The following is a 24,001-nucleotide window of genomic DNA, read 5'->3' as shown; positions in this document are numbered from 1 at the left end:
CCATCCCATCCATTCTGGTAACGAGAAAAACATGAAAAAAAGTATTCTGACCATCGCAGCTGCCATGTTATTGGCTACTTTGCCGGTCCAGGCAGCCGACTCTGTCCACTTTCTTCCAATCGAGGTTGCGCTGAACGACAACAACGCCAAAGCCCGGCTCGGTGACGAGATCAAGTTCTACTTCGGGGATCAGCCGACCCCGGAAATTGCGCGGCGTCTCGGTTCCGACAAGACCAGCCAGAAGACCAATGCCGTCGGCAAGGCTTTCGAGACATCGTGCAACTGGGTCTTCCTGTCGGCCATGTTGCGCCTGCAGACACGGGCCAAAGAATTGGGTGCGGATGCGGTCGTCAATATCGTCAGCAACTACAAGAATGTCGAGCGCTCGAGCAGGACCGAATTTGAGTGCCATGAAGGCGCGATCATGAGCGGCGTTGCGCTCAAGGCCGACTTCGTCAAATTGAAATAAACGACACCATCATTGTGGCGCCTGGCGCGGATCTGCTGGTGTGGTTGGTCGATGCCAATGACGTCGATGACAATCTGTTCGTCGCGTGCGCTGCGTGGCTTGGCGAATCCGAGCTGGCGCGCTGTGCGAGGTTTGTGCGACCGGAACGCAAGCGCCAGTTCATTGTCGGACGCGCATTATTGCGTCTGGCGTTGGGCCGGTTGCTGGCATGCGCACCAGACACGATCCCATTGCTCGAGCGGCCCGGTCAGGCACCCGCTTTGCTTTCATTCGCTGACATTGGCTTCAGTATCTCGCATAGTGGCCGTTGGGTCGCGTGCGCATCTGCTACTGGCGTTGCGCTCGGCATCGATATCGAGCGTATCGACCTCACGCGCGACGTGGTGTCGATGGCGCAGCATGCCTTCGATGTAGAGGATGCAACGCTTGTACTGGATTCCTCCACGGAACGGCGTCACGCCACGTTTTACAAGATGTGGTGCCGGCATGAGGCTTTCATCAAGCTCGGCCAGCCTGCCGCCGTGGAACATTTGTGGGAACGTGATGGTCTGGCCGGCGCGCTGGCATGCAGCATGCCTTTGACATCAATGTCCGTTCCTGTGCAGGTAAAACTGGGTGACCTGTGACCGCGCCTAGCCCGCACCCACCAGCTTGTGCACCAGTTCCACCGACGTCGATGCCGCAAACTTGCGCATCAGGCTGGCGCGGTGCATTTCGACCGTGCGCGGACTGAGGTCGGTTTCGCGCGCGATGATCTTGCTGGTCTTGCCCTCGACCAGCAGCGCGGCGATTTCGCGCTCGCGCGGTGTCAGCTGCGCCGTCACGGGCCGCTTCTCGCTGACATCCTCGAAGATCCAGACGCCGGCGCCCAGGGGCTCGAGCGGGGACAGCGCACGGCCCGTCACATGGCACCAGAACAGCTCGCCGTTGGCGCGGCGCATGATGCGCTCGTCCGAGTAGCGCCCCTTCGCGTTCATGATCGGGATGATGCGGTCACCCGTGCGTAAAAATTCGTCCATGGTCGGATACAGCACCGAGAACGACGAGCCGGTCAGGTGCCCGGCCGGATGGCCGAACATCGCCGCCAGCGCGCCATTGCAAGCCTGGATCACCCGGTCGCGCGAGATGCACATGCCCACTGGCGCGTGCTGGAAAATCATCTCATAGTCAATCGTGTGCGGCAGGTTCATGTGAGGCGGGTCAGGGCGTGGTTCGTTGGCGTGCAGGTGGCGCAGGATGGCGGTAGTTCTACGGTATTGTGCACGGGCTGCCGGTATTCTATGCTGAGACGGGTTCTCAAACTTATAAAAGGGACAGGTATGAATAAAGTGTATCCAGACGCGCGCTCGGCACTCGAAGGCGTCGTGCAGGACGGCCAGACCATCGCCGTGGGCGGGTTTGGCCTGTGCGGTATTCCGGAAGCCCTGATCGCAGCGCTGCGCGACTCGGGTGTCAAGCAACTCACCGCGATCTCCAACAACGCGGGCGTCGATGGTTTCGGCCTGGGCCAGTTGCTCGCGACACGCCAGATCAAGAAAATGATCGCGTCGTACGTCGGCGAAAACAAGGAATTTGCGCGCCAGTTCCTGGCCGGCGAACTCGAACTCGAATTCACGCCGCAAGGCACGCTGGCCGAGAAGCTGCGCGCCGGCGGCGCCGGCATCCCGGCTTTCTTCACCAAGACCGGCTACGGCACCATCGTCGCCGAGGGCAAGGAAACGCGCGAATTCCATGGCGAGCATTATGTGATGGAGCATGCGCTGTTCCCCGATGTGTCGCTGGTCAAGGCCTATATGGCCGACCGCTCGGGCAACCTCGTGTTTCGCAAGACGGCTCGCAACTTCAACCCCAACGTGGCGACGGCCGGCAAGATCTGCATCGTCGAAGTCGAGAAGCTGGTCGAGACCGGCGAGATCGATCCCGACCACGTGCACACCCCGGGCATCTTCGTGCACCGCATCGTCCACAACCCGTCGCCTGAAAAGCGCATCGAGCAGCGCACCGTGCGCACCGCGAGCAACTGAGCTTTAACCCGACGACAGAAACGGAGACAACAACATGGCATGGACTCGTGATGAAATGGCCGCGCGCGCGGCGCTGGAGCTGCAAGACGGCTTCTATGTGAACCTGGGCATTGGATTACCAACCCTGGTGGCAAACTATGTACCGAAGGATATCGAGGTCTCGCTGCAGTCTGAAAACGGGCTGCTGGGCATCGGCCCGTTCCCGACGGAGGATGCGGTCGACGCCGACCTGATCAACGCCGGCAAGCAGACCGTGACGGCGCTGCCGGGCTCGGCCTACTTCAGCTCGGCCGATTCGTTCGGCATGATCCGCGGCGGCAAGATCAACCTGGCAATCCTGGGCGCGATGCAGGTGTCGGAAGAAGGCGACCTGGCCAACTGGATGATTCCGGGGAAAATGGTCAAGGGCATGGGCGGCGCGATGGATCTGGTGGCCGGCGTCAAGCGCGTGGTCGTGGTGATGGAACATGTCGCCACCGCCAAGGATGGCTCCACCAGTCACAAGTTGCTGAAGAAATGTGATCTGCCGTTGACCGGTGTCGGCGTGGTCGATCGCATCATCACCGATCTGGGCGTGCTCGACGTGACGCCCACCGGCTTGAAGCTGGTCGAGCTGGCGCCCGGCGTGAGCGTGGACGAGATCGTCGCAGCGACTGGTTGCGAACTCGACGTGTCTTCCGTCCAGCACGCGTAGCCGTCGCCGAACGTAGGGTGGGGGGCTATGCCGCCCACGCGTTCAACCTGCACGGATTTCGTGGCGCATCAACAATCGTTGAACGGGTGGACGGCGCAGCCGTCCACCCTACGGTAATGCTTGGCGGTAGAGCGAATCAGCTCGCGACCCACACGTACTGCACCTCGGCCCACTGTTCCTTCGGTGCGCCATTCACCGTGCCCGGCTGGAAGGTGCATTTGGCGAGTGCCGCGCGCGCCGTCTCGTCGAGCGACCCATTGCCGCTGGTTTTGCGTACCACGGCTTCGCGCACCTTGCCATCGGCCCTTACCAGCATCGCGAGTGTCACCGTGCCTTCGATCTTGGCCGCCAGCGCATCGGCCGGGTACACGGGCCTTGCACACGAATTGAATTTTGCCATTGGTATCGTCGTGTCGTTGTCGGGCATCGCGGCGAACGGGTTGACCGGCGCCGTGCTCGTGCAGCCGGCCAGGGCTGCCAGGGCCAGGCCGAGTACCGGAAGCGCGGCTTTCCAGTTCAGTGCCTGCGTGTCGGGACGAACGAGTTGTTTGATGCGTTGCATGAGATTGCCTCCATTGGCCGCCTGGGCCAGATGCTGGGTTGAAAACTGGCGTCGTTCCAGTTCGGATAGCGCAAGAGCCAGGCGCCGCGGTTCGCCCAGTTGTCTTGCTGCGATGGCGTCGGCAACCAGTTCCCGTTCGGCGCGGATGCGTCCCGAGATCCACCAGATTGCCGGGTGATAAAACAGCAGTGCCTCGACCACGTTCTGCAGCAGGTTGACGAGGTAGTCGTGACGCCGGATATGGGCCAGTTCGTGCGCCAGCAACGCCTCGAGCAAGTGGGGTGGCATGCCGGATACGAGCGATGCCGGCACCAGCACCACCGGCCTCCACCAGCCAAAGGTGACGGGGCTGGCCAGGCCCGCGACGATGCGCAGCCGCACCGTGCGCGCAATGCCGGCAGCCTGCGCCATTCGGTCAAGCCGGGCTTGCCAGACCGGTTCGCTTGCCTCGACCGCCGCTGCGCGGTGCAGCCACAGCAATCCTGCGATCATCCGCAATGCGAGGACGACAGCGCAGACACCCCACGTGCCGACGATCCAGCCCAGACTGCGTTCGAATACGGTGCGCCAGCTCTCGTCGAGCGGACCCGCTAGCAGGCTACTCGCCAAGGTTGCCATCGGCTGGGTCGCCATGTCCGGCGTGCCGGCCAGGCGCGTCGCCAGTTCGGCGGCGGGCCAGAGCAGGCACAGCAACAGGCCAGCGCAGGCGACCGCATACCGGTGCTCGGCGCGTGCATTGCGCAGCAGGCTCATCGCCAGCGCCACGGCGCAGCCGATCAGCGCCCCTTGCCAGATGAATTCGACGAGCGTCCAGCCAATGCTGGCAACCAGGTGGGCGGCGGTCATTGGCCGTCTCCATCCTTCAGCAGTTGCTCGATCTCGGCCCGCTCCTTCTTCGAGATGCCGCTCTTGAGCGCCGCCAGCACCAGTGCCTTGGCCGAGCCGGCAAAGGCACGCTGCATCAGGTCGTTGAGAAGATTGCCCTGCAGCGCATCGCGCGCGTGGACCGGGCTGTAGACGTGCGAGCGTTCGCTCTCGTCGCGGCCCAGCAAGCCCTTGGCGTGCATGACCTGCATCAGCCGTAGCACTGTTGCGTACGTCACGTCGGGCCGCTGCGGCAGCATCGCCTCATGCACTTGCTTGGCGGTGGCGGCGCCCAGCGGCCACAGCACTTGTAGCAGGTCGAGCTCGGCAGGCGTGGGCTTGGGCGCGTCGGGGGAGAGCGGCATGACATCCTCGGATAGGCAAGATGAAGCTAGATTATCTTGTCTAGATCGAGTTGTCTACGAAGATTTTTGCGTACCGTGCGTGGAAGCGTTCAGGTTTTCCGCGCGCGGCACATCGTCTCGATCGTGTCGAGCACGACCCTGGCGCGAAACGGCTTGAGGATCACGCGGCTGATCCGGCGCTCGCGCAGGTCGCTCAGGAGTTCGGGCGTGGCCGTCTCGGTCATGATCGCGATCGACAAGCCCTGTTTGTTGGCGGCCGCATCGGCGCGCAGGCGGTCGATCAGGCCCAGATCGTAGCGGCTGTCCTTGCCGCTGCCCACGCAATCGACAGCGATCACCGCGCCCTGGAAGGTGCGCACGCTCAGCAGGCGCAGTGCGGCCGCGCTCGTTGCCGCTTCATGGACCTGGCCCAGGTTCAGGCTGCGCGCTGTCATTGCGACAGTACGGCGCAGCATCGGTTCCGGTTCGACCAGCAGGATGTGGGTGGTTGCGTCAGGCATCGGCCACCTCGCCAAGATTGCGCAGTTCCAGTATGACCAGGTCGCGCAGCGTGCGCAGGATGCCCAGCTCCATCGCGTCCAGCGTGCGTGGCCTGCGGTCGATCAGGCACAGGGTCCCAAGGCTCAGGCGTGACGGCATGGTCAATGGCGCGCCGGCATAGAAGCGGATGTGCGGCGCGCCGGTAACGAGGGGATTGTCGGCAAAGCGCGTGTCGAGCAGCGTGTCGTTCACGACCAGGATGTCCTGCTCGAGGATCGCATGGGAGCACAGCGAGATGTCGCGGCCGGTTTCGCAGAGCGCGGTGCCGGTACGGGCCTTGAACCATTGGCGATCCGTGTCGATCAGCGTGATGGTGACGATCGGCACGTCGAACTCGGTGGCAGCGAAGGCCACGATCCGGTCGAAACGCTCCTCGGCGGGCGTGTCCAGGATCAGCAGGTCATACAGGGCGGCCAGGCGCGCGGCTTCGTTGTCGGGGGTAGCGGCAATCAGCATCGTGGAAGCACCGGCGCGGCCGGTCGTCAGTCGGGATGTTCAATATACCAGACGCTACCAGGCCGCCTCCGCACGATCAGGCACGCCAAAAAAAAGCCGCACCCCGAAGGGTGCGGCTTTCGTGGACGGGCAAGGGCAGAAGATTACGCCGCTTCGCGCACGGCCTTCATCGTGGTCTGGTCTTCAACGATCACGCGGTTATGCAGGACATCGTCCATGCGCTTGACGTCGAGTTCGTTTTCCCATTTCGACACGACGACCGTGGCGACACCGTTGCCGATGAAGTTGGTCAGCGCGCGCGCTTCGCTCATGAAGCGGTCGATACCCAGGATCAGCGCCATGCCGGCCACCGGAATCGTCGGCACCACGGCCAGCGTCGCGGCCAGCGTGATGAAGCCTGCGCCGGTGATGCCCGATGCGCCTTTCGAGGTCAGCATCGCCACCAGCAGAATGGTCAGTTCCTGGGTCAGCGTCAGGTCGGTGTTGGTTGCTTGCGCCACGAACAGGGCCGCCATCGTCATGTAGATATTGGTGCCGTCCAGGTTGAACGAGTAACCGGTTGGCACGACCAGGCCGACGACCGGCTTGGCGCAGCCCAGGTTTTCCAGCTTGCGCATCAGGCTTGGCAGCGCGCTTTCCGACGACGACGTACCCAGGACGATCAGCAGTTCTTCCTTGATGTAGCGGATGAACTTGAAGATCGAGAAGCCGGTGAAGCGGGCGATTGCGCCCAGCACGATGAAGATGAACAGGGCGCAGGTCAGGTAGAACGAGCCCATCAGCTTGGCAAGCGGCAGCAGCGACGCGATGCCGTACTTGCCGATCGTGAACGCCATCGCGCCGAACGCGCCCAGCGGAGCGACCTTCATGATGATGTTGACGATGCCGAAGATGACGTGCGAGATGTCATCGATGAGCTTGGTCACCGGACGGCCGCGCTCGCCCATCATCGACAGCGCGAAACCGAACAGGATCGCGACCAGCAGTACTTGCAGGATGTTACCCGTAGCAAATGCATCCACGAACGTGGTCGGGATGATGTGCATGATGAACTCGGTCGTGGTCTGGGCATGCGCATTGGTCGTGTATTGCGCAATCGAGCTCGAATCAAGCGTGGCCGGATCGACGTTGAAGCCAGCGCCCGGCTTGGCGACGTTGGCCACGACCAGGCCGATGGCCAGGGCGAAGGTCGACACGACTTCGAAGTACAGCAGTGCCTTGCCGCCGACGCGGCCGATCTTCTTCATGTCCTGCATGCCGGCGATACCGGCAACGACGGTACAGAAGATCACGGGGGCGATGATCATCTTGATCAGTTTGATGAAGCCGTCTCCCAAGGGCTTCATCGCAGTGCCTACCTCTGGGTAAAATACGCCCAGCAATACGCCAAGAACAATGGCGAACAATACCTGGACGTACAGGATTTTATAAAACGGCTTCTTCATGGCAACTCTTCAACGAGGTTGGTAGTGATGCCATGGTGGCGCAATCAGCGGGTGCGGGCTATTGTGGAAATCCGCATGCTGCACTGCAGCAGTGCAGCGTGGAAATTTTCGCACCCGGAGTGTGCGTGGCCGGGCAGCAAGCCAGGCCACGACGGGAGAATTGTTACTGAGCGGCCCAGCCGCCGTCCATATTCCAGGCCACGCCGCGCACCTGGTTTGCCGCCGGACTGCAGAAGAACACGGCCAGCGCGCCCAGTTCATCGGGCGTGACGAATTCGCCGGACGGCTGCTTCTCGAGCAGCAGCGCCTTGCGCGCGGCGTCGTTGTCGAGCCCTTCGCGTGCAGCGCGGTCGTCCACCTGTTTCTGGACGAGCGGTGTCAGCACAAAGCCGGGGCAGATCGCATTGCACGTCACGCCCGTCTGCGCCGTCTCCAGCGCGGTGACCTTGGTCAGGCCGACCAGCCCGTGCTTGGCGGCGACATACGCCGACTTCTGGCTCGAGCCCACCAGGCCATGGACCGAGGCCAGGTTGATGATGCGGCCCCAGTTCTTTTGCTTCATGCCGGGTAAGGCCAGGCGCGTCGTGTGGAAGGCCGAGCTCAGGTTGATGGCGATGATCGCGTCCCAGCGCTCAGGCGGAAAATCCTCGAGCGCGGCGACGTGCTGGATGCCGGCATTGTTGACCAGGATGTCGACGCCGCCGAACTTGTCGCTGGCATATTGCATCAGCGCGGCGATCTCGTCGGGCTTGGACATGTCGGCATTGTGGTACGCCGTTTGCACACCGAATTCGGCGCCGATATCGGTGTAGAGCTTTTCGATCTGCTGCGCGTCGCCGAAGCCGTTGAACACGATATTGGCCCCCTGTTCGGCCAGCGAGCGTGCGATGCCCAGGCCGATGCCCGAGGTCGATCCGGTGACGAGAGCCGTTTTACCGTTTAGCATGGTCGATGTCATTGTGTCCTCATTGGTAAATGCCCGTTGGCGAGCGTATGTGGGGAACTCCCTCAGAATTGGTAGAATTCTAACCGTAACGCCTCCCGCGCGCGAAAGCAGCCAGGCGCCTTTCATGATTTTCTTATTCCGGAGTCGCGATGTCCGAGCCCAGATTCAAGAGCGTCCAGTGCATCTCGCCTGCTGGTTTGCACCGCGTCGCCTACAAGGAATGGGGCGCGGCGGACAATCCGAAGGTGCTCGTGTGCGTGCACGGCGTGACCCGCGTCGGGGATGATTTTGACCATATGGCGCAGGCGATGTGCGATACCTTTCGCGTCGTGTGCCCCGATATCGTCGGGCGCGGCCGCTCCGACCGGCTGCGCGATCCGGCCGGTTATCAGGTGTCGCAATACGTGGCCGACATGGTCACGCTGATTGCACGCGTCACGGCGGGCACTGAGAGCGAAGACGTCGCATGGTTCGGCACCTCGATGGGCGGCCTGATCGGCATGTCGCTGGCCGCCCTGGAAGGCTCACCGATTTCGCGGCTCGTGATCAACGATATCGGCCCGGCGCTGGGCGGCGAGGCGCTGCAGCGCATTGGCGAGTATATCGGCCAGGACGTGCGCTTTCCGAGCTTTGCTGCCGGCGCGGATTACATCAGGGCCGTCTCGGCCACGTTCGGGCCGCACGCCGACGACGAGTGGCACAAGCTGGCCAGCGATGTGCTGCGCCAGGACGCCGACGGCCAGTGGCGGCGCCATTATGATCTGAGCCTGGCGCAGCCGTTTCGCAGCATGACGGTGGAACGCGCGGCCGAGGACGAAGCGGCGTTGTGGGCGGCCTGGGATGCGATCAGGTGTCCCACGCTGCTGGTACGCGGCGAACAGTCCGATCTGCTCTCGCGCGCCACGGCGCAGCAGATGACGACACGCGGGCCGCATGCGCGCCTGGTCGAAATCCCCGGCGTCGGCCATGCGCCGACGTTCGTGCACGCCGACCAGATCGCCATTGCCCGCACATTTTTAACCGGCACGGGATCATGACGATCCGGCCTGAATCAACCTTTATCGAACAGAAAGACATCATGGAAATCAAACGACTGCACGTAGGCAAACGACTGTCCGAAGTCGCGATCCACAACGAGACCGTGTACCTGGCCGGCCAGATCGCCGAAGATACGACCCAGGGCATCGATGGCCAGATGCGCGAAGTGCTGGGCCACGTCGACCGTTTGCTGGGCGAAGCCGGCAGCGACAAATCGTGCATTTTGTCCTGCAATATCTTCATCTCGGACATGGACAACTTCCCCGGCATGAACGATGTCTGGGACGAGTGGGTCGCCCAGGGCCACACGCCGCCGCGCGCCACCGTCGAAGCCAGGCTGGCCAACCCGGCCTGCCTGGTCGAGGTGTGCATCATCGCCGCTCTGCGCTGAGCGCATGGTCTCCACCGCACTGTTAGGAGATACCAAGACTGGCCTGGTACAGGGGCTGAGCCCTGAGGACTGCGTGCGCGTGCACGCTGCGCTCGACTACGCGTTCGGCGCGTACGGCACGCGTCTGGCCGGCTCGGGCCAGAGCGCGTTCGAATTCTCGCTCGGTGCAGCCGGCACGCTCGCGTACCTGAATACCGATGCCGAAACGCGCATCGCCGGCCTGGTGTTCGAGCTGGCGCTGATGGATCCGGCCGTGTTCGCCGACCTCGAAGAACGCTTCGGCGCCGGCGTCGTTGCGCTCGTGCAGGGCGTGCATCAGCTGATCCGCCTGCGCGACCTGACCGCCGGCGGCGCGCCCGTGGGCAGCGGCAAGAACGCGGCGCAACAGGCCGCGGCGCAAAACGAGACGCTGCGCAAGATGCTGCTGGCGATGGCCACCGACATGCGCGTGGTGCTGATGCGCCTGGCCTCGTGCGCGGCCACGCTGCGCCACTTCGCCGAACACAAACGGTTTGACGACGTCACGCGCGCCTATGGGCGTGAGGTGCTGGACTTTTATGCGCCGCTGGCCAACCGGCTCGGGATCTGGCAACTGAAGTGGGAGCTGGAAGACCTCGCGTTTCGCTTCATCGAACCCGATACCTACAAACGCATCGCCAAGATGCTCGAAGAAAAGCGCATGTCGCGCGAGAGCTTTGTCGCCTCGTCGATCGAGCGCCTGCAAAGCGAGCTGGCGTCGGCGTCGATTCCGGCCGATGTGTCGGGCCGCCCGAAGCACATCTACAGCATCTGGAGCAAGATGCGCGGCAAGGAGCTCGATTTCACCGAGCTGTATGACGTGCGCGCGTTTCGCGTGATCGTCCCCGACATCAAGACCTGCTACACGGTGCTGGGCGTGATCCACAATATCTGGACGCCGGTGCCGAAGGAATTCGACGACTATATCTCGCGCCCGAAACCCAACGGCTACCGCTCGCTGCACACGGTGGTCATGGCCGAAGACGGCCGGCCACTCGAAGTGCAGATCCGCACACAAGAGATGCACAACTTTGCCGAATACGGCATCGCCGCGCACTGGCGTTATAAAGAAGAAGGGGGCTCGAACTTCAAGAGCCAGCAATACGACGAAAAGATCGCCTGGCTGCGCCAGCTGCTGGCGTGGAAGACCGACGTGTCCGATGCGGTGTCGGGTCAGGAAGAACTGCAGCGCGAATGGGTCGAAAAGCTCAAGGCCACGACGCTCGACGACCGCATCTTCGTGCTGACGCCGCAGGCGCGGGTGCTCGAACTGCCGGTGGGCGCCACGCCGATCGACTTCGCGTACCACCTGCACAGCGATGTCGGCCACCGCTGCCGCGGCGCGCGCATCGATGGCGTGATGGTGCCGCTCAATACGCAACTGAAAAACGGCCAGACCTGCGAAATCATCACGGCCAAGGGATCGAGCGGCAACCAGGGCCCGTCGCGCGACTGGCTCAGCCCCGGCTACGCGGTCAGCAGCCGCACGCGCTCGAAGATCCGCGCCTGGTTCCACGCGCTGGACCAGGCCGAAACGCTGGCCCACGGCCGCGCGCTCGTTGAAAAATCGCTCCAGCGCGAAGGCAAGACCGCCGTTAACCTGGAACTGCTCGCGCAGAAACTGGGCTTTGCCAAGGTGGACGAACTGTTCATCGAAGTGGGCAAGGACAAATTCAGCCTGCGCCACGTGGAAGCGGCGCTGCACGATGGCGACGAACCGGCGCCCGTTGAGGAGCCGAAGTTCGACAACAAGAGCCGCGCCTCGAGCGTGGAGCAGGGCGCCAAGTCGGGCGTGCTGGTGCTGGGCACCGAAGGGCTGATGACCTTGCTCGCCAAGTGCTGCAAGCCGGCGCCGCCCGATCCGATCATCGGCTTCGTCACGCGCGGCAAGGGCGTGTCGATCCACCGGCTGACGTGCAAGAACTTCTCCGAGATGCAGGCCAAGTCGCCGGAGCGCGTCATCCAGACCGAATGGGGTTCAGCCGGAAACGAGACCGTCTACCCGGTCGACCTGTTCATTCTGGCGCAGGACCGGCAAGGGCTGCTGCGCGATATCTCCGAAGTCTTTTCGCGCGAGAAGATCAATGTGATCGGGGTGAACACGCAAAGCGCCAAAGGGCAAGCGCGCATGATCTTCACGGCCGAAATCGGGTCGACGGCACAGGCGCAGAAGGCGCTGGCGGCGATCATGGAAGTGGGCGGCGTGATGGAGGCGAAGCGGCAGTAGCAGTAGCATTATCCCCCTGTGCGGCGAGGTGACGTAATCATTTGTCACCGTGCCGCGCAGCCTGCCGCAACCGCAGTATCATTCAGCCCATGCCGCGCTCGCTTCCTTCAATTGCCCATCCCGAACTCTGGTTCGCGCACGTCAAACGCTATCTGCGCAGCTGGTGGTACATGATCCATCTGGGTGCGGTGGCCATCGTGCTGGCATTCTCGCCATCCACCTGGCAGCGCGAGCGCTTCCACGCCACCGCGCGCCACATCCATGCCAGCACCTGGCAAGTGCTGCCCTGGTTCACGCTGGCCGCGTGCCTGGTCAGCCTCGTCATCATCCGCATCGTGCTGGTCACGGCCAAGAGCTACGGCTTGTCTGGCTTTGCGCTCGAGATGGTGGTGCGGGTGCTGGTGCTCGAACTCATTCCCCTGTGCGCGGCGCTGTTCGTCGCGCTGCGCGCCAGCATGGCGTTCGACGCATCGGCGCTGGGCCTGGCCCGCCGCGCGCTGCCGGCACGTGGCGCCAGCGACGATGCGCTGCGCCGTATGCGCAGCGACCTGGTGCCGCAGTTGATCGCGAATGCGGTGTCGGTGCTGACGCTGGCGCTGGTTACATCCATCGTCGTGTTGCTGCTGGCCTACCTGAACGTCTACGGCGTCTCGCCGTGGGGCCTGGGCGACTATACCCGCACCGTGGGGCGCGTATTCGCGCCAACCGTCACCGCCGGCTTCGTGCTCAAGACGGTGCTGTTCGGCCTGGCCGTGGCGCTGATTCCGACGGCGGCCATTCTCGAATTGCAGCGTTATCCACGGCGCCTGGTCTCGACCGTGCAGCCGGGCGCACTGCGCCTGCTGTTCGTGCTGATCGTGATCGAGGCGGCCTCGCTTGCACTGAAATACATCTGATTGACAGGACCCACATTACATGACGGACCAGATTCCCGATAACGCGCTTCCCGACGAGCCGAAGCATGTCGAAACCAAGGCCGTGATCCTCCTCGTTTTTCTGGGGCTGATGATCTGCGGTTTCGTGTTCTATGTGATGTACGCGCGCGGCGTGTTCGAGCCGACCCAGCGCCTGACGCTCGTGGCCGACGATTCGACTGGCGTCATTCCCGGCATGGACATGACGTTTGCCGGCTTTCCGATCGGGCGCGTGCGCCAGGTCGAACTGGCCGATACCGGCAAGGTGAATATCCTGGTCGATGTCCAGAGCAAGGACGCCAAGTGGCTGCGCGCCTCGAGCGTGTTTACGCTGGAGTCGAGCATCGTCGGCGAAACGCGCCTGCGCGCCTACACGGGCGTGCTGACCGATGCGCCGCTGCCGGCCGACTCGACCCGCACCGTGCTGCGCGGCGACGCGACCGCGGAAATCCCGCGCATCGTCGCTACGGCGCGCGGGCTGCTGGAAAATCTGGAAACGATGACCTCGTCCGGCTCGGACGTGAACACCAGCCTGTCGAACCTGTCGGCCGTGACGGGCCGCATGTCGGGGCGCTATGGCGTGCTCGGTGGCGCACTCGGTGGCGACGAAGAAGCGAAGAAGCTGATGGAAGCGCTGGACCGCGTCAACGTGATCCTGGCCAAGGCCGACCAGCGCGTATTCGGCCAGGCCGGCGTGATGGATGACGCCCAGACGGCCGTGCGTCAGCTCGACGTCGTGCTCAAGGACGCGAGCGCCACACTGAAAAAGGTCGACGCGGTGCTGGTCGAGGCGCAAGCCGTCGGCGCCAACACGCGCGAAGCGACCGAAGACCTGAGCGCATTGCGCGGCGACGTCGACGCCAGCCTGCGCAAGGTGAATCGCCTGGTCGAGGAAATCAACCGCAAGTGGCCGTTCGCGCGCACCAATCCGGAGATCAAGCTGCCATGAAGACCTTTCCATTGTTGATCGCTGCCTTGCTGGCCGGCTGCGCGAGCAAACCGTTGCCGCCCGACTGGCAGGCGAACGCCAAGGGCGCGCTCGACGCGTCGGTGGACGACTACCTGAAAGGGCACACGGCCGCGTCGAATGCCGAGTTCCGCGAAGCGCGCGCCGAGACGACTGCCACTGGCCGAGCCGACCATGTGGCCCAGGTGGAGCTGGTGCGCTGCGCGGCGCAGGTAGCCAGTCTGGTGTTCGAGGATTGTCCGGGTTACGCGGCGCTGGCGCCTGACGCCACACCGGCACAGCGCGCGTACGCCGCGTATCTGGCGGGGCAGTGGGATGGACTGGATGTTGCGCTGCTGCCTGAGCAGCATCGGGCTGTGGTTGGCGGCGGCGCGCTGGAGAGCATCGCCGATCCACTGGCGCGGCTGGTTGCTGCTGGCGCGCAGTTCAAGGCGCGCCGCATCACGCCGGCGGGGATTGCGCTGGCGGTTGACACGGCCTCGACCCAGGGCTGGCGCCGGCCGCTGCTGGCGTGGCTGGGTGTGCAGGCGCAACGTGCCGAAGCGGCGGGCGACACGGCCGCGCAGGCGGCGATCGAGCGGCGCCGCAAGCTGGCCGGCGGCCTGTAGACCTTAACCCTTTAGCGCAGCGCCCACGGCAGCGTGTTGTGGATCGTCGTCGCGGCAATCGCTGCCTGGCCGGTTGCCACCGTGATCTGGTTCAGCCCGCGCGTGACATCCCCAATGGCGTACAGCCCCGGCACCGCCGTGCGGCAATGGTCATCCACGGTCAGCGTGTCGCATTCAACCGTTTCGGCGCCCAGGTTGGCCGCCAGGGCAGAGCGCGCATTCTCGCCCAGCATCGGGTAGAACACATCGCATTCATAGGATTGCCCGTCGCGCGTGTGCAGGACGGGTTTCAGATCGTCGGTCAGTGTGACGCCGGCCAGCGGTGATGCGATATGCTGCACGTTCGCCGCCTGCAGCTGGGCATGCTGGTCGGCGTCGACCACCGACTCGTCGGCTCGCTCGAACAGCAGCACGTCGCGGCTGAAGCTGCGCATGAAGAGGGCGTGGCCGACCGGATTGACTTCGGCCGTGGCCACGGCGATGCGCTTGTCGATCACATCGTAGCCGTCGCACACGGGGCACAGGCGCACCGCACCGCTGGCCACCGCTTCGTCCCAGCGCTCGACCGGCATGCCGACGTCGGCCACGCCCGTGGCCAGCAGCACCGTGTAGGCGCGCATTTCGGTGACGTCGCCCTCCGGGCTCGTGCAGTCGGCGATGAACAGGCCGTCGTCGATGCGCAGGTTGCTGATTTCACCGGGAATCACGTGGCCGCCATACTTGCCGAGCTGGCAGCGCAATTGGTCGAGCAGCAGCTTGCCATTGATCCCGTCCGGGAAGCCCGGGTAATTGTGCGAGACGGGAATCCAGGCCAGACGGCTGTTGCCCTTGTCGACCAGGGCGACATTGCGGGTGAACCGGCGCAGGTAGATGGCGGCGGTCAGGCCACCCGGCCCGCCGCCGATGATGAGGGTATCGAATACGTTTGGTGTAAGGTCCATCGCTGCATTATGTCGCTGAATGCAGGATGGAGGTATCAGCGCACGCGCCCGTGCTGAGTCGGCCTGTGCTTACACGATTGGTTAGCTGCCGATTGCCACGATCGGTTTCACAGCGATTTGCCGCCGGCCGCCTCCGGCTGCAGCGTCACGTGGTCGATGCCATGGCGCTCACGCAGCATCGCGCGCACGGCTTCCAGCACGGCTGGCCATTGCTCCAGGCTGCGGATCTCGATGTGGCCAATCAGCGCCGGGTGGCCGGGCGACATGTCCCAGACGTGCATGTCGTGCACGCCCAGCACGCCATCGACGGTGGCCATGTCCGCGCCGACCCGGACGAAGTCGATCTTGTGCGGCACACCTTCCATCAGGAAGTGATATGACTCGCGCAGGATGCCGCTCGTCGAGCGCAGGATCAGCAGGGCAACGAAAATCGACAGGATCGGGTCGGCCCGCAACCACCCGGTGAAATAGATGATGGCGCCGGACGCGATCGCGGCCAGCGAGCCGAGCAGGTCGCCCATCACATTGACGAGCGCGGCGCGCGTGTTGATGCTGTCGTTGTTGCGCGACAGGATCCAGGCAACCAGCAGGTTGATCGAGGCACCCAGGGCAGCCACGACCAGCACGATGCCGCCCTTGACGGGCTCCGGATGGATCAGGCGCTGGATGGCTTCCCAGCCGATCCAGCCCACCAGGGCCAGCATCACCAGGCAGTTGACGAACGCGGCCAGGGCTTCGGCGCGCACGAAGCCGAACGAGTGGCGCGCCGAGGGTGGGCGCTTGGCGATCATCTGTGCGAGCAGGGCCAGGCCGAGGGCCGCGGCGTCGGTGACCATATGGCCGGCGTCCGAGATCAGGGCCAGCGAGTTGGAGACGAAGCCGGTGATCACCTCGATCAGCGCAAACAGCAGTGTCAGGCCCATCGCGAATGCCAGCGCCTTCTGGCTGCGCGCTTCGATGGAATGGGAATGGCGTGCGTCACCGTCGAGGTGGGCATGCAGGTGGGAAGGGTCGTGCAGCTTGTACGTCATCGCCAATGCATTCAATATTCGGATGGGGCACCAGTGTAAATCATCGGCGCCCGTGCAGCATGGTGAGCTGGTCAGCAATAAATTTTGTGCGAGGGTTGCAGTTCCCGCATCGGGTCCCTATAATGGCGGCATCGGGCGGTTAGTTCAGCTGGTTAGAATACTTGGTCGACATCCAAGGGGTCGCAGATTCGAATTCTGCACCGCCCACCAGAACATCAGTAAGAGCGAGAAAGGCACCACGGTTATGACACCGCGAACTACAACGACGTTGTGGGGGAATCGCTAGACGCGAAGGGGTGTGCTTTTGCTTAACACAACGAATCAACGCGGCTAGCCCGCGTTTTTTTTCGTCCAGATTTTACTATCCTTGATTCTTGTTATTTAACGGCGCGCGGCGCCACGATTGGAGTACAGCATGTTGAACGTCCGACTTCCCGATGGTTCCAGCCGCCAGTTTGACGGTCCCGTGACGGTGGCGCAGGTAGCGCAGAGCATTGCCCCGAGCCTGGGCAAGGCCGCGCTGGCCGGCAAGGTCAACGGCAAAGTGGTCGACACGTCGTTTCTGATCGACGCCGATGCCGATCTCGCGATCGTCACCGACCGCGATCCGGAAGGCCTGGACGTGATCCGTCACTCGACCGCCCACCTGCTCGCGCACGCGGTCAAGGAACTGTTCCCTGAGGCGCAGGTGACGATCGGCCCGGTCATCGAAAACGGCTTCTACTACGATTTCTCGTACAAGCGCCCGTTTACTCCGGACGATCTGACCGCCATCGAAAAGAAGATGACCGAGCTGGCCAAGAAGGACGAGCCGGTCACCCGCAAGGTGCTGCCGCGTGACGAGGCCGTCGACTACTTCAAATCGATCGGCGAGCACTACAAGGCGGAAATCATTGCCTCGATCCCGGCGAACGAGGATGTCTCCCTGTACACCGAAGGCAGTTTCACCGATCTGTGCCGCGGCCCGCACGTGCCATCGTCCGGCAAGCTCAAAGTCTTCAAGCTGATGAAGCTGGCGGGCGCCTACTGGCGCGGCGACTCGAAGAACGAGATGCTGCAGCGCGTGTACGGCACCGCCTGGACCAAGAAGGAAGACCAGGAGCAGTACCTGCACATGCTCGAAGAAGCCGAAAAGCGCGATCACCGCAAACTCGGCAAGTCGCTGGACCTGTTCCACTTCCAGGAAGAAGCCCCGGGCCTGGTGTTCTGGCATCCGAAGGGCTGGACCATCTGGCAGCAAGTCGAGCAGTACATGCGCCACAAGTACCAGGTCGCCGGCTACAGCGAAGTGAAGGCGCCGCAGATTCTCGACCGCACGCTGTGGGAAAAGACCGGTCACTGGGAAAACTACCGCGACAATATGTTCACGACCGAGTCGGAGAGCCGTTCGTACGCATTGAAGCCAATGAATTGCCCGGGCCACGTGCAGATCTACAACTCGGGCATGCGCTCGTATCGCGACCTGCCGCTGCGCTTCGGCGAATTCGGCCAGTGCCACCGCAACGAGCCGTCCGGCGCGCTGCACGGCCTGATGCGCGTGCGCGGCTTTACCCAGGATGACGGCCACATCTTCTGTACCGAAGAGCAGGTCGAGCGCGAAGTCACGTCGTTCCACGCCCAGGCGATGGCCGTGTATGACGACTTCGGCTTTGCCAACATCGACGTCAAGCTGGCGCTGCGTCCCGACAGCCGCATCGGTTCGGACGAGGTCTGGGACCAGGCCGAAGAATCGCTGCGCTCGGCGCTGCGTGCCTGCGGCGTGACCTGGACCGAATTGCCGGGCGAGGGCGCGTTCTATGGTCCGAAGATCGAATACCACCTGAAGGATAGCCTCGGCCGTCCATGGCAGGTCGGCACCGTGCAGGTCGACTTCTCGATGCCGGGCCGCCTCGGTTCCGAGTATGTCGCAGAAGACAACACCCGTCGCGTGCCGGTGATGCTGCACCGTGCGATCGTCGGTTCGATGGAACGTTTCATCGGCATCCTGATCGAAAACTACGCTGGCGCGTTGCCGCTCTGGCTGGCGCCGGTGCAGGTGGCGGTGCTCAACATCTCGGATGCGCAAGGCGATTACGTAAAAGAAGTCGAGGCCAAGCTGCGTGCGGCAGGCCTGCGTGTTCACGCTGATTTGCGCAATGAGAAGATCACCTATAAAATACGTGAACATTCCGTCCAAAAACTGCCGTACATCCTCGTTGTTGGGGATAAAGAAAAAGACGCGAATACCGTGGCTGTGCGAGCCCGAGGCAATGTCGATCTGGGCGTAATGTCCGTCGATGCACTCGTGGAACGTCTGGTGGGCGAAGTCGCCGCCAAGACCAAGTAATCCCGGCCAAATTTCAATACGTTCAAAGGAAACAACATAGCTACTGACAAGAATAATCGCATCAATGGCGAGATCACTCATCCCGAAATGCGTTTGAACGGCGTAGAGAACGAGCCATTGGGCATCGTTAGTCTGGCCGACGCGTTTCGCATGGCCGAAGAACTGAACGTCGACCTGGTCGAGATCGCGCCAAACGCGGTCCCGCCGGTCTGCCGCCTGATGGACTACGGCAAGTTCAAGTATTCGGAGCAAAAAAAGGCGCATGAGGCGAAGCTCAAGCAGAAGATCATCCAGGTCAAGGAAGTCAAATTCCGTCCAGGTACCGATGATGGCGACTACAACATCAAGTTGCGTAACCTCATCAAGTTCTTGGAAGAAGGCGACAAAGCCAAGATCACGCTGCGCTTCCGCGGTCGTGAAATGGCCCACCAGGATATCGGTATGCGTGTGCTCGAGCGTCTGCGCACGGATCTCGATGCAGTCGGTCAGGTGGAGCAGTTCCCGAAACTCGAAGGTCGCCAGATGATCATGGTGGTCGCGCCGAGGAAGAAGAAGTAATTCTTCGCCGGGAGCATCCAGAGCCGGGTCCGCGTTGCAGGCAGTGTCTGCAGCCCGGCCCGGCTTTATTGCGTCCGTACGCCCGGTGTCGCCGGCTAGCAGTGTTTCTTTCTGTCGGCTATCGCAGCGTGTAGAAGCTGTGCTACAATCTTCGATTCCTGTTTGCGACAAGCAGGTTGTAGCAGGCTCTGCGTCTGCTGCAAAACAAGTGAAAGTAGGCATCTAAGAGCAGCGTCGCTGCCACCTGCAATCCTGTTACATATGAGACTGTCCGCGAGGGCAGATGACTATGCCAAAAATGAAAACCAAAAGCAGCGCGAAGAAACGTTTTCGCGTGCGTCCAGGTGGTACTGTGAAATCGGGTATGGCGTTCAAGCGTCACATCCTGACCAAGAAGACCACCAAGAACAAGCGCCAACTGCGCGGCACCCGCAACATCAATGCAGCAGACGTCACGTCCGTCTACCGCATGATGCCATCTGCTTAATCTCACACTAAGGAGCTACTATGCCTAGAGTTAAACGTGGGGTTACAGCACGTGCCCGTCATAAGAAGGTTCTTGACCTTGCCAAAGGTTACCGCGGTCGTCGCAGCAAGGTATATCGTGTTGCCAAGCAAGCAGTCATGCGCGCTGGCCAATACGCATACCGTGACCGTCGCAACAAGAAGCGCGTCTTCCGCGCACTGTGGATCACCCGTATCAACGCGGCATCGCGTTCGCACGGCATGACCTACAGCGTGTTCATGAACGGCCTGAAGAAGTCCGCGATTGAACTGGACCGTAAAGTCCTGGCCGACATGGCTGTGCATGACAAGCCGGCATTCGCCGCGATTGTCAGCGCCGTCAAGGCCAAGCTGGCTGCTTGATTCGTTAAGCGGTTAAGCAAGTTGGTGCCGCGCCCTTCACCGGGCGTGGTGCACAAAGAAGCGGGGCAAGGTTCACACCTGTGCCCCGTTTTTGATTCTGGCGTCTCCCGCCAACGAAAAACAGGAAAAGAACAAGCATGAACCTGGAAGAACTCGTCGTCGCGGCCCGTGCCGATTTCGCGGAGGCGCCAGACGCCGCCGCGCTTGAAAATGCGAAAGCCAAGTACCTGGGCAAGACCGGCCAGGTGACCGACCTGATGAAGGGTCTGGGCAAGCTCGACCCCGATGCGCGCAAGGCGCAGGGCGCCCTGATCAATGCCGCCAAAGAACAAATCGAACAGGCATTGACCGCGCGCCGCGATGCGCTCGCCGAGGCGCAGCTGCAGGCGCGCCTGTCCATGGAAGCCATTGACGTGACGCTGCCCGGCCGAGGCCGCTCGAAGGGTGGCATCCACCCGGTGATGCGCACCTGGGAACGCGTCGAGCAGATCTTCCGCTCAATCGGTTTCGACGTGGCCGACGGCCCCGAGATCGAAAACGACTGGACCAACTTCACTGCACTGAACAGCCCCGAGAATCACCCGGCGCGTTCGATGCAGGACACCTTCTACATCGACGGCAATGACAGCACCGGCAAGCCGCTGCTGCTGCGCACGCACACGAGCCCGATGCAGGTGCGCTACGCCCGCACCCATACGCCACCGATCAAGGTCATCGCGCCCGGTCGCACCTACCGTGTCGACAGCGACGCCACCCACTCGCCGATGTTCCACCAGGTCGAAGGCCTGTGGATTGGCGAAAACATCAGCTTCGCCGACCTCAAGGGCGTGTACCTGAACTTCGTCCAGGCCTTCTTCGAGACCGACGACCTGCAAGTGCGCTTCCGCCCGTCGTATTTCCCGTTTACCGAACCGTCGGCCGAGATCGACATCGCGTTCGGCTCCGGTCCGCTCAAGGGCCGCTGGCTCGAGGTGTCGGGCGCCGGCCAGGTGCACCCGACGGTGGTGCGCAACTTCGGGCTCGACCCGGAAAAATTCATCGGCTTCGCGTTCGGCTCCGGCCTCGAGCGCCTGACGATGCTGCGTTATGGAATCAGCGATTTGCGCCTGTTCTACGAAGGCGACCTGCGTTTCCTGAAGCAGTTCAATTAATTCGACGCTGAGGCACAAAGATTATGCAATTCTCCGAAAACTGGCTCCGCTCGATCGTCAATCCGCAGATCGACTCCGGCGCGCTGTCGCACCTGCTCACCATGTCGGGCCTCGAAGTCGAAGAGGTCGAAGCGGTCGCACCACCGTTCTCGAACGTCGTCGTGGCCGAGGTCAAGGAAGTGGTCAAGCACCCGAACGCCGACCGCCTGAACGTGTGTCAGGTCGATGTCGGCACCGGCACCTTGCTCAATATCGTGTGCGGCGCGCCGAACGTGCGCGCCGGCATGAAAGCGATCTGCGCGAAAGCCGGCGCCGTGCTGCCGCCAGGCGCCGATGGCAAGCCGTTTGAAATCAAGGTTGGCCAGCTGCGCGGCGTCGAGTCGCAGGGCATGATGTGCTCGAGCAAAGAGCTCGGCATCTCTGAAGAAAGCAATGGCTTGATGGAACTGCCGGCCGACGCGCCGGTGGGCCAGAGCATCCGCGACTACCTGGGCCTGGACGACCTGAAGTTTACGATCAAGCTCACGCCGAACAAGGCCGACTGCCTGTCCGTGCTGGGTGTGGCACGCGAAGTGGCAGCCCTGACCGGCGCACCGCTGACGCTCGAGCCGACCCGCACGGTCGCGGTCAACAGCGATGAGATCCTGCCCGTCAAGGTGTCGGCGCCGGACCTGTGCGGCCGTTTCGCCGGCCGCGTGATCCGCGGCCTGAATGCGCGCGCGGCCACACCCGACTGGATGAAGCGTCGCCTGGAACGCAGCGGCCAGCGCTCGGTATCGGCCCTGGTCGACATCTCCAATTACGTGATGCTCGAAGTCGGCCGTCCGTCGCATGTGTTCGACCTGGCCAAGATCCACGGCAGCCTCGACGTACGCTGGGGCAAGGCCGGAGAGTCCCTCAAGCTTCTCAATGGCAACACCGTTGCCATTGACGAGTGGGTCGGCGTGATCGCCGATGAAGCACAGATCGAATCGCTGGCCGGCATCATGGGCGGCGATTCGACCGCCGTTTCGCTCGACACCACCGATATCTATCTGGAAGCGGCATTCTGGTGGCCGAACGCCATCCAGGGCCGTGCCCGCCGCTTCAATTTCTCGACCGATGCCGCGCACCGCTTCGAGCGTGGCGTCGACTACGCGACCGTGCCCGAGCACCTCGAGCGCATCACGGCGCTTCTGATCGACATCTGCGGCACGCCGGACAGCAAGGTTGGCCCGATCGACGACCAGATCGTCAACCTGCCGGTGCGTGCGCCGGTCGTGCTGCGCACGGCGCGCGCCGCGCAAGTGATCGGCGTGCCGCTGACCGATGCCGTGATCGCCGACATCTTCACGCGCCTGCATTTGGGCTTCGTGCAAGAAGAGGGCGTGTTCCACGTGACGGCGCCGACCTACCGCTTCGACATCGAGATCGAGGAAGACCTGATCGAGGAAGTCGCGCGCGTCTATGGCTTCGAGAACATTCCAACCCGGCCGCCAACGGCGCCGAGCGCGATGCTGATCGAGCCGGAAAACACCCGCTCGCTGTTCGCGATCCGCCACCAGCTGGCCGACCTGGGCTTCCAGGAAGTGGTCAACATGAGCTTTGTCGAAAGCACGTGGGAACAGGATTTCGCCGGCAACCTCGAGCCGATCCGCCTGCAGAACCCGATTGCCAGCCAGCTCAGCGTGATGCGTTCGTCGCTGATCGGCAGTCTGGTCGCCAACGTGCGCTACAACATCAACCGCAAGGCTGGCCGCGTGCGCGCGTTCGAAGTCGGCGGCGTGTTCAAGCGCAACGCGTCGGTCATGGATGGTCCGCTGACGGTGGCCGGTTACGACCAGCCAAAGCGCGTCGCCGCGATTGCCTACGGCCCTGCGCTCGACGAGCAGTGGGACGTCGCCACGCGCGCCGTCGACTTCTTCGATCTGAAGGCCGATCTCGAAGCACTGTTCGCGCCGCGCCAGCTGCGTTTCTCCACTGCCGAACATCCAGCGCTGCACCCGGGCCGCTCGGCCAACGTCATGCTCGGCGACCAGCAGATCGGCGTGATCGGCGAGCTGCACCCGCGCTGGCTGCAAAAGTATGATCTGCCGCAAGCACCGGTCGTGTTCGAGGTCGATGCTGAAGCATTGCGCGGTCGCGTCGTGCCGGTCTATGCCGAGATTTCCAAGTTCCCGGGCGCCACGCGCGACCTCGCGCTGGTCGTAAAACAGGACGTGCCGGCCCAGTCCGTACTGGACGCTTTTACTGCTGAAATCGCAGTAAATCCTATGGGAAAGATCGTGCAAGCCGTTGTTTTGTTTGATGAATATCGCGGTAAGGGTCTCGAAGCGGATGAAAAAAGCCTTGCTTTCCGCTTTAGCTTGCAAGATACTCAATCGACACTGCAGGACGATGCGGTCGACGCCATCATGGCGGCGGTGCTCGCTACTGCTTCAACCAAACTGAACGCGAAGCTGCGTGCATAATATGCATCTCCAGGCTGACAGCACACGGGTCCCAAGCCGTGTTGCTGTCGCTGCGGCATCGTTTGACTTACGGGCAGGGCCTCAAAATTAACAATAACGACGTTGATTCGACCGTGTTCCAGGAAGCCCTCGTGGCCGACCTGGATCGT

Annotated in this window: 25 protein-coding genes and 1 tRNA gene; 17 read left to right on the top strand and 9 right to left on the bottom strand. The window is 62.8% G+C overall.

Features of this window, described 5'->3' with window-relative positions:
• The first annotated feature begins 31 nt into the window (after positions 1-31).
• Both AC56LW_RS11595 and AC56LW_RS11590 read left to right on the top strand, forming a co-directional pair.
• Positions 32-469 carry an excinuclease ATPase subunit gene (locus AC56LW_RS11595; protein ID WP_499634360.1) on the top strand — a complete coding sequence of 146 codons (438 nt, stop codon included), beginning with the start codon at positions 32-34 and terminating at the stop codon, positions 467-469.
• A 44-nt stretch (positions 470-513) separates the two neighbouring features.
• The gene (locus tag AC56LW_RS11590) at positions 514-1,095 is read left to right on the top strand and encodes a 4'-phosphopantetheinyl transferase family protein (protein ID WP_499634357.1); all 582 of its coding nucleotides are present in this window, start codon (positions 514-516) and stop codon (positions 1,093-1,095) included.
• A gap of 6 nt (positions 1,096-1,101) precedes the next feature.
• Here AC56LW_RS11590 and AC56LW_RS11585 read toward each other — a convergent pair whose 3' ends face one another.
• Positions 1,102-1,659 (bottom strand): PAS and helix-turn-helix domain-containing protein, encoded by a 558-nt coding sequence (locus tag AC56LW_RS11585; protein ID WP_183553102.1) that lies wholly within the window; start codon positions 1,657-1,659, stop codon positions 1,102-1,104.
• Between the two features lie 129 nt (positions 1,660-1,788).
• On the opposite strand from AC56LW_RS11585, the gene AC56LW_RS11580 reads away from it, so the two are divergent.
• Positions 1,789-2,493, top strand: a complete 705-nt coding sequence (locus tag AC56LW_RS11580) for a CoA transferase subunit A (protein ID WP_499634354.1) — start codon at positions 1,789-1,791, stop codon at positions 2,491-2,493.
• A gap of 34 nt (positions 2,494-2,527) precedes the next feature.
• Positions 2,528-3,187: a 3-oxoacid CoA-transferase subunit B gene (locus tag AC56LW_RS11575; RefSeq protein ID WP_499634351.1), complete on the top strand. Its 660-nt coding sequence runs from the start codon at positions 2,528-2,530 to the stop codon at positions 3,185-3,187.
• 136 nt (positions 3,188-3,323) lie between these two features.
• On the opposite strand, the gene AC56LW_RS11570 is transcribed toward AC56LW_RS11575, so the two are convergent.
• From AC56LW_RS11570 to AC56LW_RS11545, 6 genes are all read right to left on the bottom strand, one after another.
• On the bottom strand, positions 3,324-4,595 hold the full coding sequence (locus AC56LW_RS11570) for a M56 family metallopeptidase (protein WP_499634348.1): 1,272 nt from the start codon (positions 4,593-4,595) through the stop codon (positions 3,324-3,326).
• Positions 4,592-4,978: a BlaI/MecI/CopY family transcriptional regulator gene (locus AC56LW_RS11565; RefSeq protein WP_332533719.1), complete on the bottom strand. Its 387-nt coding sequence runs from the start codon at positions 4,976-4,978 to the stop codon at positions 4,592-4,594. Before AC56LW_RS11565 ends, AC56LW_RS11570 begins: the two co-directional genes overlap by 4 nt.
• Positions 4,979-5,067: 89 nt before the next feature.
• The gene (locus AC56LW_RS11560) at positions 5,068-5,478 is read right to left on the bottom strand and encodes a DNA-binding transcriptional response regulator (RefSeq protein ID WP_332533718.1); all 411 of its coding nucleotides are present in this window, start codon (positions 5,476-5,478) and stop codon (positions 5,068-5,070) included.
• Positions 5,471-5,974 carry a GAF domain-containing protein gene (locus tag AC56LW_RS11555; RefSeq protein ID WP_499634344.1) on the bottom strand — a complete coding sequence of 168 codons (504 nt, stop codon included), beginning with the start codon at positions 5,972-5,974 and terminating at the stop codon, positions 5,471-5,473. The genes AC56LW_RS11560 and AC56LW_RS11555 overlap by 8 nt, the downstream gene beginning before the upstream one ends.
• Positions 5,975-6,117: 143 nt before the next feature.
• Entirely contained in the window at positions 6,118-7,419 is a 1,302-nt protein-coding gene (locus tag AC56LW_RS11550; RefSeq protein ID WP_499634341.1) for a dicarboxylate/amino acid:cation symporter, read from the bottom strand.
• Between the two features lie 163 nt (positions 7,420-7,582).
• Entirely contained in the window at positions 7,583-8,365 is a 783-nt protein-coding gene (locus AC56LW_RS11545) for a 3-hydroxybutyrate dehydrogenase (RefSeq protein ID WP_499634338.1), read from the bottom strand.
• 149 nt (positions 8,366-8,514) lie between these two features.
• Here AC56LW_RS11545 and AC56LW_RS11540 point away from each other — a divergent pair, with 149 nt between their 5' ends.
• The 6 genes from AC56LW_RS11540 to AC56LW_RS11515 all read left to right on the top strand — a co-directional run bounded on the left by AC56LW_RS11540 (position 8,515) and on the right by AC56LW_RS11515 (position 14,528).
• Positions 8,515-9,402: an alpha/beta fold hydrolase gene (locus AC56LW_RS11540; RefSeq protein ID WP_499634334.1), complete on the top strand. Its 888-nt coding sequence runs from the start codon at positions 8,515-8,517 to the stop codon at positions 9,400-9,402.
• A gap of 41 nt (positions 9,403-9,443) precedes the next feature.
• Complete coding sequence (locus AC56LW_RS11535; protein ID WP_499502769.1) at positions 9,444-9,794, top strand: RidA family protein; 351 nt, start codon at positions 9,444-9,446, stop codon at positions 9,792-9,794.
• Between the two features lie 4 nt (positions 9,795-9,798).
• A complete protein-coding gene (locus tag AC56LW_RS11530; protein ID WP_332533334.1) occupies positions 9,799-12,039 on the top strand; it encodes a RelA/SpoT family protein in 2,241 nt (746 codons plus the stop codon).
• Between the two features lie 89 nt (positions 12,040-12,128).
• Positions 12,129-12,935 carry an MlaE family ABC transporter permease gene (locus tag AC56LW_RS11525; RefSeq protein ID WP_499570728.1) on the top strand — a complete coding sequence of 269 codons (807 nt, stop codon included), beginning with the start codon at positions 12,129-12,131 and terminating at the stop codon, positions 12,933-12,935.
• A 19-nt stretch (positions 12,936-12,954) separates the two neighbouring features.
• Positions 12,955-13,902: an MlaD family protein gene (locus tag AC56LW_RS11520; RefSeq protein ID WP_332533336.1), complete on the top strand. Its 948-nt coding sequence runs from the start codon at positions 12,955-12,957 to the stop codon at positions 13,900-13,902.
• Entirely contained in the window at positions 13,899-14,528 is a 630-nt protein-coding gene (locus AC56LW_RS11515) for a hypothetical protein (protein ID WP_499634330.1), read from the top strand. Before AC56LW_RS11520 ends, AC56LW_RS11515 begins: the two co-directional genes overlap by 4 nt.
• Positions 14,529-14,539: 11 nt before the next feature.
• Here the strand turns inward: AC56LW_RS11515 and AC56LW_RS11510 are convergent, their stop codons facing one another.
• Together AC56LW_RS11510 and AC56LW_RS11505 are read right to left on the bottom strand one after the other, a co-directional pair.
• A complete protein-coding gene (locus tag AC56LW_RS11510) occupies positions 14,540-15,469 on the bottom strand; it encodes an NAD(P)/FAD-dependent oxidoreductase (protein WP_332533338.1) in 930 nt (309 codons plus the stop codon).
• Between the two features lie 107 nt (positions 15,470-15,576).
• Positions 15,577-16,500 carry a cation diffusion facilitator family transporter gene (locus AC56LW_RS11505; RefSeq protein WP_499634327.1) on the bottom strand — a complete coding sequence of 308 codons (924 nt, stop codon included), beginning with the start codon at positions 16,498-16,500 and terminating at the stop codon, positions 15,577-15,579.
• A gap of 133 nt (positions 16,501-16,633) precedes the next feature.
• Here AC56LW_RS11505 and AC56LW_RS11500 point away from each other — a divergent pair.
• The 7 genes from AC56LW_RS11500 to pheT all read left to right on the top strand — a co-directional run bounded on the left by AC56LW_RS11500 (position 16,634) and on the right by pheT (position 23,852).
• A tRNA-Val gene (locus AC56LW_RS11500) sits at positions 16,634-16,710 on the top strand.
• 205 nt (positions 16,711-16,915) lie between these two features.
• The gene (thrS, locus tag AC56LW_RS11495) at positions 16,916-18,826 is read left to right on the top strand and encodes a threonine--tRNA ligase (protein ID WP_499634324.1); all 1,911 of its coding nucleotides are present in this window, start codon (positions 16,916-16,918) and stop codon (positions 18,824-18,826) included.
• Between the two features lie 87 nt (positions 18,827-18,913).
• The gene (infC, locus tag AC56LW_RS11490) at positions 18,914-19,384 is read left to right on the top strand and encodes a translation initiation factor IF-3 (protein ID WP_221290154.1); all 471 of its coding nucleotides are present in this window, start codon (positions 18,914-18,916) and stop codon (positions 19,382-19,384) included.
• Positions 19,385-19,673: 289 nt separating this feature from the next.
• Positions 19,674-19,871, top strand: coding sequence for a 50S ribosomal protein L35 (rpmI, locus tag AC56LW_RS11485; protein WP_183553079.1), 198 nt, complete (start codon positions 19,674-19,676; stop codon positions 19,869-19,871).
• A gap of 20 nt (positions 19,872-19,891) precedes the next feature.
• Positions 19,892-20,251 carry a 50S ribosomal protein L20 gene (gene rplT / locus AC56LW_RS11480; protein ID WP_183553077.1) on the top strand — a complete coding sequence of 120 codons (360 nt, stop codon included), beginning with the start codon at positions 19,892-19,894 and terminating at the stop codon, positions 20,249-20,251.
• 137 nt (positions 20,252-20,388) lie between these two features.
• The gene (pheS, locus tag AC56LW_RS11475; protein WP_499578932.1) at positions 20,389-21,402 is read left to right on the top strand and encodes a phenylalanine--tRNA ligase subunit alpha; all 1,014 of its coding nucleotides are present in this window, start codon (positions 20,389-20,391) and stop codon (positions 21,400-21,402) included.
• A 23-nt stretch (positions 21,403-21,425) separates the two neighbouring features.
• Positions 21,426-23,852, top strand: coding sequence for a phenylalanine--tRNA ligase subunit beta (gene pheT, locus AC56LW_RS11470; protein WP_499634321.1), 2,427 nt, complete (start codon positions 21,426-21,428; stop codon positions 23,850-23,852).
• Positions 23,853-24,001: the final 149 nt, after the last annotated feature.

This window comes from Telluria sp. LT2P80, assembly GCF_059685955.1.
Note: the sequence above shows the minus strand (reverse complement) of the source record. Positions and strands in the feature narration are given on the sequence as shown.